General features: G+C 38.2%; 24 protein-coding genes. 17 read left to right on the top strand and 7 right to left on the bottom strand.

The features are described from left to right. Positions 1–180: 180 nt before the first annotated feature. Complete coding sequence (locus JFU24_RS08295; RefSeq protein ID WP_053345207.1) at positions 181–642, top strand: DUF420 domain-containing protein; 462 nt, start codon at positions 181–183, stop codon at positions 640–642. 113 nt (positions 643–755) lie between these two features. Here the strand turns inward: JFU24_RS08295 and JFU24_RS08290 are convergent, their stop codons facing one another. Continuing rightward, complete coding sequence (locus JFU24_RS08290) at positions 756–1,118, bottom strand: YugN family protein (protein WP_053345208.1); 363 nt, start codon at positions 1,116–1,118, stop codon at positions 756–758. 510 nt (positions 1,119–1,628) lie between these two features. On the opposite strand from JFU24_RS08290, the gene JFU24_RS08285 reads away from it, so the two are divergent. Further along, complete coding sequence (locus tag JFU24_RS08285) at positions 1,629–2,498, top strand: CAP domain-containing protein (RefSeq protein WP_242485304.1); 870 nt, start codon at positions 1,629–1,631, stop codon at positions 2,496–2,498. A gap of 40 nt (positions 2,499–2,538) precedes the next feature. Here JFU24_RS08285 and JFU24_RS08280 read toward each other — a convergent pair whose 3' ends face one another. Beyond that, a complete protein-coding gene (locus JFU24_RS08280) occupies positions 2,539–3,033 on the bottom strand; it encodes a PaaI family thioesterase (protein ID WP_201221498.1) in 495 nt (164 codons plus the stop codon). A gap of 134 nt (positions 3,034–3,167) precedes the next feature. Here JFU24_RS08280 and JFU24_RS08275 point away from each other — a divergent pair, with 134 nt between their 5' ends. The 4 genes from JFU24_RS08275 to JFU24_RS08260 are packed head-to-tail and all read left to right on the top strand — an operon-like array spanning position 3,168 to position 4,865. Next, the gene (locus JFU24_RS08275; protein ID WP_201221496.1) at positions 3,168–3,602 is read left to right on the top strand and encodes a YlbD family protein; all 435 of its coding nucleotides are present in this window, start codon (positions 3,168–3,170) and stop codon (positions 3,600–3,602) included. Positions 3,603–3,626: 24 nt separating this feature from the next. Continuing rightward, positions 3,627–3,869: a YlbE-like family protein gene (locus tag JFU24_RS08270; RefSeq protein WP_053345212.1), complete on the top strand. Its 243-nt coding sequence runs from the start codon at positions 3,627–3,629 to the stop codon at positions 3,867–3,869. A gap of 60 nt (positions 3,870–3,929) precedes the next feature. After that, positions 3,930–4,355, top strand: a complete 426-nt coding sequence (locus JFU24_RS08265) for a hypothetical protein (protein WP_201249836.1) — start codon at positions 3,930–3,932, stop codon at positions 4,353–4,355. Positions 4,356–4,415: 60 nt separating this feature from the next. Then, the gene (locus tag JFU24_RS08260; RefSeq protein ID WP_201181569.1) at positions 4,416–4,865 is read left to right on the top strand and encodes a YlbF family regulator; all 450 of its coding nucleotides are present in this window, start codon (positions 4,416–4,418) and stop codon (positions 4,863–4,865) included. Between the two features lie 43 nt (positions 4,866–4,908). On the opposite strand, the gene JFU24_RS08255 is transcribed toward JFU24_RS08260, so the two are convergent. Beyond that, positions 4,909–5,238: a hypothetical protein gene (locus JFU24_RS08255; protein ID WP_201249835.1), complete on the bottom strand. Its 330-nt coding sequence runs from the start codon at positions 5,236–5,238 to the stop codon at positions 4,909–4,911. A 138-nt stretch (positions 5,239–5,376) separates the two neighbouring features. Between JFU24_RS08255 and JFU24_RS08250 the strand changes: the two genes are divergently transcribed. After that, positions 5,377–5,652 (top strand): YlbG family protein, encoded by a 276-nt coding sequence (locus JFU24_RS08250; RefSeq protein ID WP_048684554.1) that lies wholly within the window; start codon positions 5,377–5,379, stop codon positions 5,650–5,652. A 54-nt stretch (positions 5,653–5,706) separates the two neighbouring features. On the opposite strand, the gene JFU24_RS08245 is transcribed toward JFU24_RS08250, so the two are convergent. Next, a complete protein-coding gene (locus JFU24_RS08245) occupies positions 5,707–6,096 on the bottom strand; it encodes a DUF7147 family protein (RefSeq protein ID WP_201181561.1) in 390 nt (129 codons plus the stop codon). A gap of 475 nt (positions 6,097–6,571) precedes the next feature. Between JFU24_RS08245 and rsmD the strand changes: the two genes are divergently transcribed. Further along, positions 6,572–7,147 carry a 16S rRNA (guanine(966)-N(2))-methyltransferase RsmD gene (gene rsmD / locus JFU24_RS08240; protein WP_201181559.1) on the top strand — a complete coding sequence of 192 codons (576 nt, stop codon included), beginning with the start codon at positions 6,572–6,574 and terminating at the stop codon, positions 7,145–7,147. Further along, positions 7,148–7,639 carry a pantetheine-phosphate adenylyltransferase gene (gene coaD / locus JFU24_RS08235; protein WP_053345217.1) on the top strand — a complete coding sequence of 164 codons (492 nt, stop codon included), beginning with the start codon at positions 7,148–7,150 and terminating at the stop codon, positions 7,637–7,639. A gap of 42 nt (positions 7,640–7,681) precedes the next feature. Here the strand turns inward: coaD and ylbJ are convergent, their stop codons facing one another. After that, positions 7,682–8,902 carry a sporulation integral membrane protein YlbJ gene (gene ylbJ, locus JFU24_RS08230; RefSeq protein ID WP_201221494.1) on the bottom strand — a complete coding sequence of 407 codons (1,221 nt, stop codon included), beginning with the start codon at positions 8,900–8,902 and terminating at the stop codon, positions 7,682–7,684. Between the two features lie 313 nt (positions 8,903–9,215). Here ylbJ and JFU24_RS08225 point away from each other — a divergent pair, with 313 nt between their 5' ends. Beyond that, positions 9,216–10,013 carry a patatin-like phospholipase family protein gene (locus tag JFU24_RS08225; protein ID WP_201249834.1) on the top strand — a complete coding sequence of 266 codons (798 nt, stop codon included), beginning with the start codon at positions 9,216–9,218 and terminating at the stop codon, positions 10,011–10,013. Beyond that, the gene (locus JFU24_RS08220; RefSeq protein ID WP_056526530.1) at positions 10,003–11,028 is read left to right on the top strand and encodes a SepM family pheromone-processing serine protease; all 1,026 of its coding nucleotides are present in this window, start codon (positions 10,003–10,005) and stop codon (positions 11,026–11,028) included. The genes JFU24_RS08225 and JFU24_RS08220 overlap by 11 nt, the downstream gene beginning before the upstream one ends. A 125-nt stretch (positions 11,029–11,153) precedes the next feature. Here the strand turns inward: JFU24_RS08220 and JFU24_RS08215 are convergent, their stop codons facing one another. After that, entirely contained in the window at positions 11,154–12,362 is a 1,209-nt protein-coding gene (locus JFU24_RS08215; RefSeq protein WP_201181556.1) for a nucleotidyltransferase, read from the bottom strand. Between the two features lie 218 nt (positions 12,363–12,580). Here JFU24_RS08215 and JFU24_RS08210 point away from each other — a divergent pair, with 218 nt between their 5' ends. From JFU24_RS08210 to JFU24_RS08195, 4 genes are all read left to right on the top strand, one after another. Next, complete coding sequence (locus JFU24_RS08210) at positions 12,581–13,102, top strand: YceD family protein (protein ID WP_201181555.1); 522 nt, start codon at positions 12,581–12,583, stop codon at positions 13,100–13,102. A 65-nt stretch (positions 13,103–13,167) separates the two neighbouring features. Next, complete coding sequence (gene rpmF, locus JFU24_RS08205; RefSeq protein WP_034313929.1) at positions 13,168–13,341, top strand: 50S ribosomal protein L32; 174 nt, start codon at positions 13,168–13,170, stop codon at positions 13,339–13,341. A 152-nt stretch (positions 13,342–13,493) separates the two neighbouring features. Next, positions 13,494–14,258 (top strand): enoyl-CoA hydratase/isomerase family protein, encoded by a 765-nt coding sequence (locus tag JFU24_RS08200; protein ID WP_201249833.1) that lies wholly within the window; start codon positions 13,494–13,496, stop codon positions 14,256–14,258. A gap of 78 nt (positions 14,259–14,336) precedes the next feature. After that, complete coding sequence (locus tag JFU24_RS08195) at positions 14,337–14,954, top strand: RsfA family transcriptional regulator (RefSeq protein WP_201181553.1); 618 nt, start codon at positions 14,337–14,339, stop codon at positions 14,952–14,954. 40 nt (positions 14,955–14,994) lie between these two features. Here the strand turns inward: JFU24_RS08195 and JFU24_RS08190 are convergent, their stop codons facing one another. After that, positions 14,995–15,486, bottom strand: coding sequence for an N-acetyltransferase (locus JFU24_RS08190; RefSeq protein ID WP_053345225.1), 492 nt, complete (start codon positions 15,484–15,486; stop codon positions 14,995–14,997). Positions 15,487–15,944: 458 nt separating this feature from the next. On the opposite strand from JFU24_RS08190, the gene JFU24_RS08185 reads away from it, so the two are divergent. Next, positions 15,945–16,829: a 2-dehydropantoate 2-reductase gene (locus JFU24_RS08185; protein WP_201181552.1), complete on the top strand. Its 885-nt coding sequence runs from the start codon at positions 15,945–15,947 to the stop codon at positions 16,827–16,829. A gap of 4 nt (positions 16,830–16,833) precedes the next feature. After that, positions 16,834–17,226 (top strand): DUF3397 domain-containing protein, encoded by a 393-nt coding sequence (locus JFU24_RS08180; RefSeq protein ID WP_053345227.1) that lies wholly within the window; start codon positions 16,834–16,836, stop codon positions 17,224–17,226. Positions 17,227–17,313 lie beyond the last annotated feature (87 nt).

The following is a 17,313-nucleotide window of genomic DNA, read 5'->3' as shown; positions in this document are numbered from 1 at the left end:
ACGAAGACTTTAATAGGGATAAGAGGCCACCTTTTTTATAAATCGTAAAAGCTAGTGATTAGTCTTAGCTTTTCTATAAAAGTGAGCATTCTGTTAAAAATCCTTGATTTTATTGTATTTTATGATTACCTCTTATAAAATGGTAGTTGATTAATAAATATAGAGAGGACTACAATTCTTATGTCTTTACCAATCCTTCCAACGATAAGTACAGCTTTCATTGTATTAAGTGCCATCACTGTTGCAATAGGCTGGTATCAAATTAAACAGCGCAAAATCGAGACCCATAAGAAGACAATGATGGTAGCTGCAGTTTTTGCGGTAATCTTTTTCACTATCTACCTTTCACGAACAGTCTTTATTGGCAGTACGTCATTTGGTGGACCTGATGACATTAAAATTTACTATACGATTTTTTTGATTTTCCACATAACGCTTGCTACGACAGGAGCTGTTCTTGGAATTATTATGCTTACCACTGGGTTTAAAGGCAATTTTGCTATCCATAAAAAAATTGGGCCTACGACAAGTATTATTTGGTTCTTCACTGGAATCACTGGAGTAGCCGTTTATATTCTGCTTTATGTCATTTATCACGGTGGAGAAACAACATCTTTAATAAAGGCAATTCTAGGGTTTTAAAACAAAGAAAAAGCCTGGTGCAAAAAAGCATCAGGCTTTTGTTATAGGTATTAAAAAAAGAGAGAGCATCTATAGACACCCTCTTTTTTTACTGTATTTTTTGCTAAAGGCTTTTACAGGCCATTAAATTGTGTGAGTTCTTCTTTGATCTGAGCAAGGATTTTTTCACTTTGCTTCACTAATGAAGCAGGGAAGTCCTCTCCTTCGCCGTATTCAACGCCGTGTGGATAATAGTGTTTTCCTAATAGAGGAACCATTAGTTTGATGACGGCTCTGTGAGCGCCTACATCGCCTTCTGTAGCAAAGCCAAGTATTCGCAGATAGAACGTGCCTTCTTTTATTTCAAATTTACGATCGTAACTAACTCTTTCGTAATCCCATTGTTCTGCACGTATTAAACCATATTGCGGCATTAGGTCATCTAGTCGGTTTAAGTCGGCTGTGATGTTCTCGATTCCAAAGCTTTCAAATTTCACGAGTAGTACCTCCTATGTTTACATTTGAGAATTAAAATGACATACCAGGAAAATGTTATGTACATAAAATATTTAAATAATTCTCCAGTATGTTTATAATATACCATTTTATCCTATATTTTATAATAGTACGAAATGGTGGAAGTTGCAATGAACTCAAACATGGTATTTTCATCATTCACAAAAGTTACACTTTTTAAAAATAAATTAAATGGAGTGGCATTCCATTGTAAATTAGAAAATTATGATTGAACAATGATATAATCAGGAAAGAAAGATGTGAGCATTGTATACATAAATTAGATAGAGAGAGGGAGTGTTCCTCTGCGCGGGTTAGGTAAGGTAACGGTATTAATTATTATTTTTTTTGTAATCGGTATTTATCTTAATATCGGCGGTGAAGATGAAGGTAATCCCCTAATTGATGGTAACAAAGGTGTTAACCCTAATGAACATATAAATGAGAAAAGTACTTCTTCTGAAAAAGAGGTGACTGAAGCTACAGAAGGTTTGGCAGTTACAATTGGGAAAAATGCGAAAGAGATAGAAAAAGAATTCGGAGAACCTGATCGAATTGATATGTCCGCTTATGGCTATGATTGGTGGGTTTATAAAAAAGACTATAGTAATTATTTTCAATTAGCCATTGAAAATGAAAAAGTGGTTTCTGCATATGGTATAGGTGATAAGGTTAATGTTGCGCCATTTAAAATCGGACAATCCATTGATGCCATCTATTCTAGTTTGTATGTAGAACCAACTGTTGATATTGAGGTTGGGGATAGTTCCTATCGTTTTGAATTGTCGGAGGAAGATATGAACATGAGGCCTTTGATTGAACTTGGGGATATTCATGTACAGTTGTATTTAGATAAATTCTCAGGAACGGTTTCAAGTGTTCGGTTTTTGAATGATTCTACCCTTTTAAAACAACAGCCTTATGAGTTGACCTACCATGGTAAGCTTGTGAAGGTGGAGGATCTTTCTGAGAAAGACTGGGAAAAGGTGGAGGAAGGCAACGAACAGCAAATATTCGATATTACGAATATCATGCGTAGCAGATTTGATTTGAAGCCTCTAGAATGGGATGATTCTGCAGCGGATGTTGCTTACCTTCATAGCCGTGAAATGAGGGATACTCCTGAAGGGACAAAGGTCCCTGAAACAAAAGGGGATTTGGAAAAGCGTCTGAACGCAGGTCACGTCAAATACAGTGCAGCAGGTGAAAATATTGCTAAAGATTATGTGGATGCAGCGGCAGTCATGGAAGGCTGGCTAAATAGTAAGGGCCATCGGGATGCGATGCTGAATGAGGACTTTACAGGTTTGGGTGTAGGGGTTTATAAAAAGTATTATACACAGAATTTCATAAGAAAATAAAAATGGATCCCTTATGGGATCCGTTTTTATTTTCTAATTATTATATTTTCAAGATGAAAAAGTTGCCTGTCGATACCGCGCAAAGTTCGCCATCATCGCGGTATACCTTTCCTTCGACGATAATCGTTTTATTGCCTCTATGTATTAACTCACACTTACATGTTAAATGATCACCAATAGCGGGTTTTACATACCGAACTTGTATATCTGTCGTTACTGTAGCGTACCCTTCTGGAACTGTTGAGTTGGCAAGGTTCCCCATACACGAATCTATCATGGTAGCAATCATTCCGCCGTGGGTAATGTTCAATTCATTATGTACAAGTGGTGTGTTAGGCATGGTCATTGTAAGTGAGGTATCCTGTTGGCTTACATCCTTATTTAACTGCAATAGGCTTGAAATATAGGAATACTTCTTTTGTTCTCTTTTTACTTGTATTCCTGAGATTATTCCCGATAAAACGGCTAACTCTGTTTCATCTGCTGACTTTGCCAGTTTTTGAAAGTCTTCGACTAAATCCCTGAAATCTATCATGAAAATACCCCCTCATTTTCTAATATTATACTATAAGGAAATGTAATTAAATTCGGAATAGAAATGCCATGCACTTTTTATTTCATTTTAGCATATGGTGAACATAGGCGATGTCTTAGTGTGAGGTGAGAGTAATGGCAAAAAAAAAGCGCCCCTCCGTCGATGGATTTCGGGAGTTTGTCAAGGAGCATCCTTATTTAGTAAATGAAGTGAGAAACAAGCAAGCAACATGGCAGGAACTTTTTGAAGAATGGTACTTACTCGGAGAAGATCATTCACGCTGGCAGGCTGACGGCAGTGTGAATGAATCTATAGTGAAGTCTGAACCTCAATCACAGCCGGTAGAAAAGGGAGATCAAAGTACGGAGTTGATAGGTTCGTTAATGAGTGCAGTTAAAAATATGGATATGGGTCAGATACAACAATATATTACAAATGCCAATCAGGCAATTGGGGCAATACAGGGAGTGCTATCGGCTTTCCAAGGGAATAAATCAGGTGGTGATTCCAATCCGCCCCCGAAGGACAATGGGAAGAGAGCGAATCCATTTATATTTAACAAAGATTAAGTAGTGAAGAGGGGAGGGCTTTTCATGCGCCAGAATGTATATGAATTCATTCAAACAAATGAAGATATGCGTAATTACTTGAGGGTTCAACCTGCATGGTACAAAAGGTTAATGCGGAATCCACATGAAGTGGACGTATTCGAAACGGAAGCGAAATACTATTTTGAGAAGTCGATACCACATCGGGTTTCTAAATTTTCAGAAAGCGTTCAGGTTGCTTCTATGATGCTTCATATGTTTCAAGCGATGAATACTCCAGGAGAATGAAGAAAAAAAGAGTAAATTACTCCTTTTGGCGAACAATAAAGGCAAAAGGGGGACGATGATATGAGAAGATTCATTATGGTTCTAACAGTGTTGATGGCAGCGACAGGTTGTGGAAAGAAAATACCGGAACCTGAAAATTTAGGAGCAGCTCTACAAAATGTTTCTAACTTAAAAGCTGCCACCACTGTATCAACCGTCCAAAATTTGGATGAGAACTTTCAGGTGAAAACTTTTGTGAAAGGGAACTCTGTATATGTTGAATGCTACCTAAAGGATTATGGTTTTTCTGAAACAAATCCTAAACAATTGGCAACTGTGTTGGTATCTATTGATAATCAAAAGAAAAAAGATATGCGGACAGCGGCTTTTATCTTAAAGGATGTTCCAAATGGCATGCATAAGATTAAGCTGGAGATTTTAAATGGTTCAGGTAAAAAAACAGGATTACAAAAAGAGTTTGAGGTACATATCACTTCCTCTATTTAATCAAACCATTAGCATCTGATAGTAAGAAATGTTAAAATGATGGTGGAGGTGAGCTTGTTTATGCTTGCTACTATGGAAATTATCGACATTTTACAACAGGCTGACGGATTAGCTGAAATAATCCTTCATTCTGAAATAGGAGAAGAATATCTCCTTAGTTTATATAAATTACAGAGCGACAAAGAGGCACAGCAGAAGATTTCAAAGTTTACCTCTTTAAAGGATCTGTTTGAAGATGTTCAAAGGTTCGGTAAATATCATCCGGACTACAAACGTATCAATTTAGAGACTAGAGAAGCTAAACGAGATATGGATATGCATTCTACCGTTGCCCAGTTTAAGAGGGCAGAGACGGAATTGCAATCCGTTCTTGACGAAATTAGCGGACGAATTGGCCGGGCAGTTTCTGAGCAGGTTAAAACCCCTGCGGGAAATCCATTTTTTGTATCTTCAGGTGGGTGCTCAACCGGAAGTTGCGGTACTGGTGGAAGTTGTGGATGCTCTGCTTAATAGGAAAAAGCCTGGTCCTTCCAGGCTTTTTTTTATTGCAGTGTTAACTTCTAAATAGAATGCAGTCCGGACAGAGATTCCCACAGCAAAACATCTTTTGTTGTGGTACATAAAAACGGTGGCGGAATACAAATAATTGGTTTTCCTGCCGGACGAAAATGGTTTCGCAATGGAGTTGCTTGCCTCTCATTGAACGGCTTGCTGCTTTTTTTATTAAGAGAAAGAGATTATTTTTTTCGTTTTCCTTAACCTTCTGAGAATAATGAATATATATAAATGGAATGCCCGTAATTTTCTTTAGCGAGGCTTGGCTTATCTCTTCATTATCTACTAGATGTCCGATAAATTGATTCCAGATTTGGTCTAAATCCATCTCTTTTTAGGCTCCTTTCTTATTATTTATATTCATAATAGTAAGAGAATTTAGTTTATAATCTTTTTTTCTTGGTTGAAAGTACAGATTCTGCTATGCTAAACTTAGTTAAAACCTTTATAAAAGGGAGTTATTGATATGCTTGGAGCGAGACAAGGAATTATCGTCTATTTACATACATTAAAACAAGCCAAAATGCTTAGGAAATTCGGGAATATCCATTATGTTTCAAAAAAATTGAAATATGTAGTCCTTTATACAAACATGGATGAAGTCGAACCACTGGTAGAAAAGCTGAATAATTATTCGTTTGTAAAAAAAGTTGACCTATCTTATAAGCCTTTTTTGAAAGTGGAATTTGAAAACTCCAAACCAGATAAAGCGAAAGAATATGATTATAAGATGGGAATTTAAAAAAAGCTGACTCATGCGGAGTCAGCTTTTTTAATTCAGGACATCTATTTTTCTTCAACCTAATGGAGGTAGATATCTATTCATTCGTAATATACCAATCAAATGCTGATAGTATAACTCGATTTCTGCAAAGAGGACTGAAGATTTTACATCGATTTCAATAATGGATTTATCTAGTTCCTCTGCTAATTTCTCAAAAAGCTCATAGCGTTTGTTTACGGTAACATGAGGGTTCGGAATTCCTTCACGGCAAATATAAAGCGGCTGGAATTTCCCTGGATCTGTAGGTTGCATGACAACAACTAATGAAGTTACCTTTTTATCATTTATCGTAGTGTGTAGAGCTAAAAGCCTTGCAACACGATGCTTTTGATTGCGTCCTACTTCAAGCAGCTCATATATATCAGAATAACCTTGTCCAAGTTCAATAAAACGTTGAATCAATTAAACCTCTCCTAACTAACTTATTATTCATTACTTTATCATTATCTCCTTTAAAAGAGAAGGACAATTTCATTGTCTAATCATGACAAAGCCCAACGAGTAATGGAGGTTTATCAAAAAAAAGCCCTGCAAAAATCTGCAGGGTCCTTCTATGTCTAACTTAGGACTAGAAGGCAAAGGGAGAGGAGAAACCGGAGGAAGAACTTATGGGGAAACGTAAGCCTTCTCCGCGGTTGGCAACAACACCTAATAAGGAATGTTGTTATTCACATTATTGCCAAATACAACTTAAATATTCAAAATGTAAGAGATTTATAAAAAGAATGGATGAAGAATAGGTGTTGTAATTGGGTGTAGGAAAATATAATTTGATGTTTGTCTTAGGAAGAAGGTTGGCTTTTATTATTGGCTAGATTTTTCTAATATGTTAGGATAGGAAAGTAACAGAAATTTGTCATAAAATGTGGTGAGAATGATGAGGGTCGTTTCTGGAATTTGTAAAGGAAGACCACTAAAGGCTGTACCGGGAACAGGAACCCGGCCGACTACGGATAAAGTTAAAGAATCCATTTTTAATATGATTGGTCCTTATTTCGAAGGTGGGCTCGTACTTGACTTGTTTGCTGGTAGCGGTGGACTAGGAATTGAAGCATTAAGCAGGGGAATGGATAAAGCCATATTTGTAGACCGAGACTTTAAAGCAAATCAAACGGTTAAGGCAAATTTGGAGATATGTAAGTTTTCAGAACGTGCAGAGGTTTACAAAAATGATTCAGAACGTGCATTGAAAGCTTTGGTGAAAAGGGAAATAACCTTTCAATTAATCTTTCTTGATCCACCTTATAAGAAACAAAAGCTTGTGGATTTACTTGAAGAAATACATAAAAACCGATTGCTAAGCAATACGGGGTATATTGTTTGTGAGCATGGCCATGATGTTACATTGCCTGAGCAAGTTGGTGACTTTACTGTTAAGAGAAAAGAAGTTTATGGTGTCATTGCTGTTACGATTTATCATTGGGGGAACGTAAACGAACAGGGGGAACTATGAATGTCAAAAATAGCGATTTGTCCGGGAAGTTTTGATCCAATCACATTTGGTCATCTTGATATCATTCAGAGGGGAGCGAATGTATTTGATGAGGTATATGTGGTCATTGTGAACAATTCAGCAAAAAATTCATTGTTTACGGTAGAAGAAAGGCTGGAGTTAATTACAGAAGCGACGGCTCATATGCCAAATGTTAAGGTGGATTTCTATCAGGGACTGACGGTCGACTATGCTGAAAGCGTTTCCGCGAATGCGATTATCCGAGGATTACGGGCGACTTCTGACTTTGAATATGAAATGCAGGGAACTTCAATGAACCGTTTCCTGAACAATAACATAGAATCGTTCTTTATCATGACAAAAAATCAATATTCTTTCTTGAGCTCAAGTATCGTGAAAGAGGTTGCGAAATATGGCGGTGATATTTCTGAACTAGTGCCTCCTGTCGTCCAAAAAGCCTTGACTAAGAAGTATGAGCAACAAAAAGAATAGAAAAAAGAGCATTGCCGACCTAGGCAATGCTCTTTTTTCTATTTAAGAAAGTCCTTTGAATAGTCGTTTGGCGAATATCATGATGTAAAGGGTTAAAAAAGCGAGGGTTAACAACGGGCCAAAATCAAGCATATTCTGATAAAGAGAGCTTGCACGTTCACCTGTCGATCCGCTGACTGGGAAGGCATTAAATGGGTTGCCGCTGTAATTATTGCCTTTATAGAATGGCTCCCAAAGCAATACAGTGAAAATGGATGCAAGAAAACCATGTGCTATTCTAGCTAGAAAAAATGGCATGAACCGAATGTCTGTTGCGGCTATAATACTGGCTACTTGCGCTTGAATGCTGAATCCATTGAAAGCTAGGATGAAACTTGTCATTACAGTCTGCTGAAGGAGGCTCGCATTTTCGACTGAGCTGGTTAATTTTGAGCCAAGAGTCATTTCAAACAACCCTGAAATGAACGGGAGGCTTAAAGAATCAGGGAAATTCATAATATGTAATATTCCTCCGACCCACGAGGCTAGCAGTCCGGTAATATTCATATGAAATAAAAGTTTATTGACTACCGAAAAAAGAATGATGAATCCACCAATCATTAGAAGAGTTTGGATGGAGGATAGAACAGCATCTCCAAGCAAACTTCCAAATGGTCTCTTTTCTTTTAGCCGGGTTCGATGCATCTGGCTAAAGGCTTGTCTAATGGAAGGTAGTTTGGTGATTCCTTTTGACTGGGACTTTTCCTCTTTCCAACGGTAAAAGCGCATTAAAATTCCTACACAAAAATTTCCTAGGTAGTGGGAGAGTGCAAGGATGATACCTAATTGAGGATTATGGAAGAACCCTACAGCAACGGCAACAAACAGGAATAATGGATTTGATGAATTAGTAAAGCAAACAAGTCTTTCAGCCTCAATGCGGGTCACCTGTTTCTCTTGACGAAGCCTTACGGTGAATTTGGCTCCGGCTGGAAACCCAGAGGCAAGTCCCATCGCCCAGACAAAACCGCCCACTCCGGGTACCCGAAATAAAGGGCGCATGAACGGCTCGAGTATGACTCCAATGAATCTGACAACACCAAAACTGATTAATAACTCTGAGAAAATTAAGAAGGGTAGGAGAGAAGGAAAAACAATTTTCCACCACATATTCAGCCCACCTTTGGAAGCTTCAAAAGATTCCTGGGGGAAAATGATTAAGCCAATTGTCATTATCGTGACGGTGAGAGCTAATAATACTGTTTTAGATTTTGATTTAAGCAAAGTTCAGCCTCCTCTTGAAGGGATACTAAATAAGGGCAGTTCGTTTCGTCTATATAAAATACGAACTTCCTTTTCTCTAAAAGTAATGCACAGTATGGGTTATCGATTGTAAAAACATGATAAAATGAAGATACTAGGTACTAGAAATGGCTGTAATATTTCAATTTCATTACATTGGGAGTCTTTGTTCGTGCTACCATGCTTGTTTCACTGTCAATATAAACAATATGCTTCTATAAATCTGTTTAAGACCATAACTTTGTATGAGTGTTATTTCAATATTTTGAACTTCTTACAGAGAGGGGGGATTTCTTTGTCAAAACCAAAGATTGGGCTTGCACTTGGGTCTGGAGGAGCAAGAGGCTTTGCCCATATTGGCGTGATAAAGGTGTTGAAGCAAGAAGGCATTCCGATAGATATGATTGCTGGAAGCAGCATGGGGGCGATGGTTGCTGCCTTTTATGGCGCAGGTTCAGATATTGAGAGGCTCTATAAGCTGTCGAGGGCTTTTAAACGAAAATATTATTTAGACTTTACGATACCTAAAATGGGTTTCATTTCAGGTAAACGGACAAAAGATTTAATTAGAGTATTTACATATGGAAAGAAATTTGAAGAACTTGATATTCCTGTAGCAGTGGTTGCTACGGATATAAAGTCTGGGGAAAAAGTCATTTTTCAGGAAGGTCCTATTGCCCCTGCTGTCAGAGCAAGCATCTCAATTCCTGGTATCTTCATTCCGGAAAAAATCGGAAATAGACTCCTTGTCGATGGAGGCGTTGTTGACAGGGTTCCTGTTTCTGTAGTGAAGGATATGGGAGCGGATATCATAATAGGAGTAGATGTCGCTCATGTTAAACAAGATATGGAGATAAACTCTATCTATGATGTTATCATGCAAAGCCTCGATATCCTTCAAATGGAATTGGTTAAAAGCAGGGAATTTGCCTCAGACGTCATGATCCGTCCTAGGGTTGAGAAATACAGCTCGAAATCATTTACAAACATACAGGAGATAATTAGTATTGGAGAAGAAGCTGCAAGAGGAAAGATCGATCAAATTAAGCAAAGCATTGTTACTTGGAAGGAGTCATTTGAAGATGAGCCGTAAAATGTATGTACGCACTTTCCTGGTGGCCGCTATACTACTGATAGCATCTGCTCTTTATTCCCTACCTTATTATGTGTCAAAACCAGGAATGGCTAAAGAATTAGAGCCAATTATTGAGGTTTCCGGTGGTGATGAAGCGGAAGGTAGCTTTATGCTGACCACGGTAAGGATGGGCAAGGCTAATATTTATTCCTATATGCTGGCAAAGTGGAGTGATTATCAGGAAATTTATCCGGAGACATCGATTCGTAGCGAGGATGAAACCGATGAAGAATATAATATTAGGCAGTTGCATTTGATGGATGGTTCTAAAAATAATGCAATCCAAATAGCTTATGAAAAAGCAGGGAAAGAAGTGGATTACGAATACTTAGGTGTATATGTTTTGGACGTGCTAAAAGGAATGCCAGCTGCTAAAGAACTGAAGGCGGGCGACCAAATCATTCAGGTGGATAATGTGAAATTTAAGTCCGCAGAGGAATTCATGGATTACATTAATGGGAAAAAGGCTGGAGACGAAGTTGAATTAGTGTATAAGAGGGAAGAGACAGAGAAAACAGCTCATCTCTCGTTGCAGTCTTTTAAAGATGATCCAAGTAGGGTTGGGATAGGCATTTCTCTCGATGATAATCGAAGGGTCATAACGAAACCTGCCATCGCCATAGATTCTGAACAAATAGGTGGTCCTTCAGCTGGATTGATGTTTTCTTTGGAAATTTATAATCAATTAACAGAGGGAGATCTCACAAAAGGCTACGATATTGCGGGGACAGGAACGATGTCAGATGATGGAACAGTTGGCCCAATAGGAGGGATTCAGCAGAAAATTGTCGCTGCCGATAAGTCCGGAGCGGAAATTTTCTTTGCGCCAAATGAAAATGGAGCAGCTGGTTCGAATTATGAAGACGCATTGGTTGTAGCAAAGGACATTGAAACAAAAATGAAAATTGTCCCGGTTGACAATTTTGAAGATGCGTTAGATTATCTAACGAAATTAAAGGAAAAAGAAGAATAAAAAAAGCGCAAGCAGTTCATCTGTTTGCGCTTTTTTTTGTTAAATTTCGATGTCAAAAACACTGCTGAATTTCACTGCGAAATAAACTGGTGGGACTTGGCGGCCTGGGTCAACCTGTATTTTCTTTATTTGATAATAATTGGTGATTCGTATTCTCGTTTCATTAAGGAAGCTTGATATGGGTCAGGTAAGCCCAATGCATATACCTGTGCCGCCCGTAAGTCCGTTTCAATGCCATGCTTTTGATATGCTGATAGTTTAGAGATGAGCGGAACCGGCAAGCCTTTCTTGACGGTGCGAAGGTACTCCTGCCCCCGGGCATTCATGCCAAGGAGTCTGATATATGAAGGTAGATCATTGTGTATCATTTTTCCCTTTAAGGTATGTGTGAAAATATGGACGCACATCCGCTGGAGTCGTGTCCAGGTATAGCGCTTTGTCTTCATTGCGGCCATGAAGTCTGAAAAGGTTGTAGCTTGTTTTGCCATTTCCTTAAATCGGTGCTCAATGCCTTCTTCGATTTCGTAAATTTCTGCCAACTCCATGAGTGAAGAGGATAGAATCCGGTATTTCAACATAGGCCAATACATTTCCCAGTCATGTAAGGTACGGTAGGTCGATAAATAATGCTCAAGGCCGATTCTTGTTGATTGTGGAATATAGCCAGCAACAGGATCCAATTCCTGTTTTTGTTCCATGATGGCTTTCCGGATTCCTGTTGCACTTGCTATCGACTCGGAAGATAACTGTGTTTCATGGTATCCGGCCGCAACCCGTTGAATCGTATAGGGTTGAATTGAAAAACCGTTTTTTAGGGCAACACTAACATATTCTTTACCAAGAATATTATTTGGCTTCGTCAAATCCAGAACATCATCATTTTGGATTATTGATTGAAAAGCCAGGGAGGCACTTGTCGGATAGCTGTTACCGGCATCCATGGCCGATTTAATGGCTGCATCGAATGCTACAGAATTGTCAGAAAGAATTTTATGTGCCGTTATGAATGGTTCAATTCGGCCATCCTCGCTTCCAAAGCAAAAAGAGTCGCAGCCAAGGTATTCCAAAAGAGAAATCGAGCCTTTTGCAAAGATCTCCGCCTTCTGGGTTGCAAAGGCATAGGGAAGCTCGATGACAAGGTCAATGCCGCCGCGTAAAGCCATTTCTGCCCTTGCCCATTTACTGACAATAGCAGGTTCACCGCGCTGTAAGAATGGTCCGCTCATAACCGCTACCACGACATCTGCCCCTGTATTTTCTCTACTTTCTCTAGCATGTAAAACATGTCCATTATGAAAAGGGTTATATTCGACTACTAAACCGCAAGCTTTCATTCCTTCACCTCAGAGAAAAACTTTGTATTTTTTCAACTTAGTGCTAAAATAGTATTTCAAGTAAAATTACTATAATGATTCTTCGTGATTTTTTGTTTAAAATGAATCATAAACTTGGATAATCAGTTAGGATGACTACATTATAGTGTAAAGAAAAAATATTGACAAACTTATAATTGAAAGCTATAATTATTTTTGTTGCCTTGAGGTGATTTCATTTGAAATGGACGATTAGTCAACTTCAAAAAATTCGGGACAAAGATTTACGGTTTGATGAACTAGTGGATGTCTTAGACATTAAGGAAAGAGACCCGCAAATTCGCGATGTTTCTCCGATTAGAGTAGCAGGAAGAGCTGATATCAACTCGACCGAGATTACTTTTCACTTGCATCTTTCAGGTGAATTAACATTACCATGCTCCCGTACACTGGTAGACGTGAAATATCCGATTGATATTGATACAAAGGAAACCTTTCTTTTAAAGGCAGAAGACACTGATTTCTACGGAGATGATGTCACTGTTGTGGAAGGCGATGTTGTAGACCTTATACCGGTAATTAAAGAAAATTTATTGCTAGAAATTCCGATGCAGGTTTTTTGTGAGGATGTCGATTCGAACGAAGCTGCTCCTCAATCTGGGAAAGACTGGGCTGTTATTTCTGAAGAAGAAAGTAAACATAAGGTTGATCCGAGATTTGCAAAGCTTGCCGACTTTTTTGACAACAATAAAGAATCTTGATTGGAACGAAAAATCGTTAATTCGATTTTTCCAGCTTTTTTATATTTTTTAAGGAGGTGGGAATAATGGCTGTACCTTTTAGAAGAACGTCGAAAACTGTAAAAAGAAAACGTCGTACACACTTCAAGCTTCAAGTACCTGGTATGGTAGAATGCCCAAGCTGTGGTGGAATGACTCTTTCACATCACGTTTGTAAAGAATGTGGAACATACAAAGGAAAAGAAGTTGTCGCAAAATAATTTCTTGACCTACTTGAAAGCTTTGCTTTCTTGATGCAACACGCTAATCAAAGCACAGAGATATTTCTCTGTGCTTTTTTTACTAAGATTTTTGGCAGAATATTTAGAATTTTTTGCAGCTTGACAGACAATTTATTGGAGAAGGTGTTTACATGAATAAGGTGCTAATTGTTGAAAAGGATGTACACGGTTACATGAAGATTTTATTTAATAGACCGGAAAAAAGGAATGCTGTGAATTATCAATTAATGGACGAACTTGAGGCGGTTTTGTCAAAAGCGGCAAGCGACGACGAAGTAAAGATGCTGGTCCTGACAGGGGCAGGCTCTCAGGCGTTCTGTTCAGGTGGGGATTTAAGCGAGTTTCATGACCTCTACACAGAGGAAGAGGCCTTTACCATGTTATCAAAAATGGGTAAGATTCTTTATTCACTAGCGGTTTTTCCAAAACCTACACTAGCACTTCTTAATGGGAGTGCTGTCGGTGGCGGGTGTGAAATAGCGACTGCTTGTGATTTTAGATTGGCAAAAAGTGGAGTGAAACTTGGTTTTGTACAGGGGACACTTGGGATTACGACAGGATGGGGCGGTGCTTCGCTTTTACTTGAGAAAATACCAGAGCAAAAAGCGCTGAAACTATTGTTGGATGCAAAAATACATAAAGCTGAAGAAGCCAGGGAATTTGGTTTCGTAGATAAGATAATCGAAGAAGATACGAATGGATGGGAAGAATTTGTAGAAGATTTACTTCGTCATGAGACAGGAGTACTGATGGCTTATAAAAAATTATTGGTCAAGAAATGGAAGGATAGCGGGATTAAAGGAAGAATGGAAGCGGAAATTCGTGAATGTGCTAAACTATGGGCGACTGATGCACATCATGCTGCAGTCGATCGATTTTTAAACAAGAAAAAATAAATGTTACACCCTCTATATTTCTTCTATCTTTCCTAGCATGTGCATATTATGAAGTAAAACTTGCTGGGAGGTAGAGAGATGTCACTTACGAGACAAGATGCATGGACACAGGATGAGGATTTGTTGCTGGTTGAAGTGGTATTAAGGCATATTCGAGAAGGCAGTACACAGTTAAGGGCATTTGAAGAAGTAGGGAAGCAGGTATCGAGAACATCAGCCGCTTGTGGATTTCGTTGGAATTCTTTTGTAAGAAAGCAATATAAATCAGGAATTGAGCTGGCCAAAAAGCAAAGGAAAGAACAGGCTGTAAAGGAAACCGAATTTGAAATGGAAACTGTAGTAGCAGAATTCAAGACTATTGAACAAAAGACAAACGAGGAAAGGGAAAATGAATCTATTACCCTTCAGGAAGTTATATTATATTTAACGAAAATGGATGAATTAATCCAACTTGATAGTAAGGAAAAAGAACGAATTTCTGAGCACTCACTTTTACTTGAACAGGAAAATGATCGTTTACAGGATGAAAATAGACTGCTGAAAGAAAACTTGAAAGTGGTAGAGGAAGATTATCGTGCGTTAATGCAAATTATGGAGCGGGCTAGAAAGCTCAGTGTGCTAGAAGACGAAAAGGCGAATCCGAAAGTTAGTTTCCAAATGGATAAAAACGGAAATTTGGAAAGGGTTAATAAATAAAAAAAGCGGGTGGAAATATCCGCCCGCTTTTTTTATCAGCTTATTCTTGTGTATCTATGTTAATGTTCTCTTCTTGTTTGACAAATGGGCTCCAAATTAGCGGGTTTTCTCCAAGGTCCCGGTCCATATCATAGGAAACAGCAGAGAAATCCATTTTTTTCCAAAAGTCTTGTGAATGAACTCTTGGGTTCGTTTTGATTGGCATGTTCAGACTTTTAGCGAATTCAACTAAAGCTCTTCCATAACCTTTTTTCTGATAGTTAGGCAAGACTTCAAGTTTCCAAAGAACGAGGAAGTCTCTTGTATTATCAAAATACTGGTCAAAATTAGCACTTTTTTTGTACAGACTCATCCTTGCTACAAGTTTGTCACCATAAAAGATACCGTAAAAAGGTGATTGGCTGTCATTTTCAATGATGTTACCTTCTAAATCATCGAGCATTGACAGTTCCTGTATCCCGTATTCTTTGAATTTTTTGAATTCCTCAAGCGTTTTAAAATTTACAAGTAATCTCTCCACCTTGTATTCCATAAAAAAGCTCCCCCTTAATTCTGATAAACCTCTTCCAACAATACCTTTGAAAGTACCTCAATGCTAAGTTATCATGTGGAATTCCAGCTTAAGGCATAAATCTAGTGTGGCATCAATCGATTCATCCTTGCTGACTAAATGCTTACAGCCGAGTATCCCCCGCCCTTTTTCCTTCGATTTCTCGTCGGCGTAAGATTGGAGGTATCTTTTGTTCCTATAAAGTCAAAAAAATGGCTCGGCTTTTATATCTAATATACCATTAATTTATCTCATAAAGAAGGAAATAAAACTTAGGCTGTCGTATTTATAATTCGCTCCCCTTATTTTTATAGCGAGCGGAAAAGAGCATGGGGATAGCGATGCAGGGGTTTCTTCGATCGAGGGGAGGAATCGCCGCAGGTTAAAAAAGAAAATGTGTTAAAATAGTAAATATATATCAAAAAGTAAGGAAGGTTATTATGAGAATTGGAATCATAGGGGGCGGGGCAATCGGTTTGTTGTTCGCATCTCGTTTGAGTGGGAATCATAGTGTTACTCTTTATACTCGTACAATGGAACAAGCATCCATTATAAATCGTGATGGTCTGTGTCTTATTGAGAATGGGGAAAGCCGGTTGCTGACAGGGATAGTTTCGAAGGCTATGGAAGAAGGTACATCGAGTGAAGATCTTATCATAATAACTGTCAAGCAATATCACCTTTCGCAAATCTTACCCGTTATTGAACGAATACAAGTTCCATTGCTATTCTTGCAGAATGGCTATGGACATATATCTTATTTGAAACAGCTGCAATCACCAGTCATCTATGTTGGGGTAGTGGAGCATGGGGCACTGAAACATGACCAGAATACTGTGGAGCATACGGGACTCGGTATCACGCGGGTGGCATCCTTCAAAGGAAGTCTTGATCAGCTGTCGTTATTAGATGAAAAAATCAATCGTTTTCCTTTTTCTAAGAGTGAGAACTATCACTCTATGCTGATAGATAAGCTGATCGTTAATGCAGTTATTAATCCATTAACAGCGATACTATCTGTGGAAAATGGAAAATTAATCAGTAATCCCTTTTATTATCAGCTGTTTCAGGCTCTTTTCGAGGAAATTTCTGCTATTTTAGAATTGCCAAATAAGATGGGGTCATTTGAACATGTAAGATCCGTATGCTTTGCAACAGCAGAAAACCGATCTTCCATGCTTAAAGACATAGAAAATGGCAGGAAAACGGAAATCGATGCTATTTTGGGTTATATCCTCTCGGAGGCAAAGAGGAAAGAGAAAAGTGATTGCGTAACGGCTTCTCTATATAAGATGGTTAAAGGAAAAGAGTTTCAGGGGGGATGAGGGTGTGCCGAACTTTGTATCAAGTCTTGCTGCGATTTTTATTACCCTGCCCTTTATAGGGTATATTCTATTTTTTATCGGTGCTAAACAATTCACTGGAAACCATAGACGATCCGTTCAATTTGCGATGGATATGAGTACATTGCTTTTCGTTTTATCAGTCCATTATTTAATTATTACAATTTGGGATATACATATTCTTTGGGTGATCATGCTGATCATGATTGTCAACGCATTTGTTGTTGTTCTTGTCCATTATAAGGTGAAAGAAGAAATCATTTTTCATAAGGTTTTAAAAGGTTTTTGGAGAGTGAATTTTGCTTTCTTTTTCTGCGCTTACCTACTATTATTTTCCATTGGTTTGATTACAAGTATTACGAAGATATTGACTACATAACATAGAACATAACATCAATTTTCTGCTGCTGGGCAACTTCTTTTGTTTTCTTAAAACAGAATGTTATACTCTAAAAAGAATTGTAGT

The organism is Peribacillus sp. TH27 (assembly GCF_016650915.1).
GTDB classification, from domain to species: domain Bacteria; phylum Bacillota; class Bacilli; order Bacillales; family DSM-1321; genus Peribacillus; species Peribacillus butanolivorans.
Note: the sequence above shows the minus strand (reverse complement) of the source record. Positions and strands in the feature narration are given on the sequence as shown.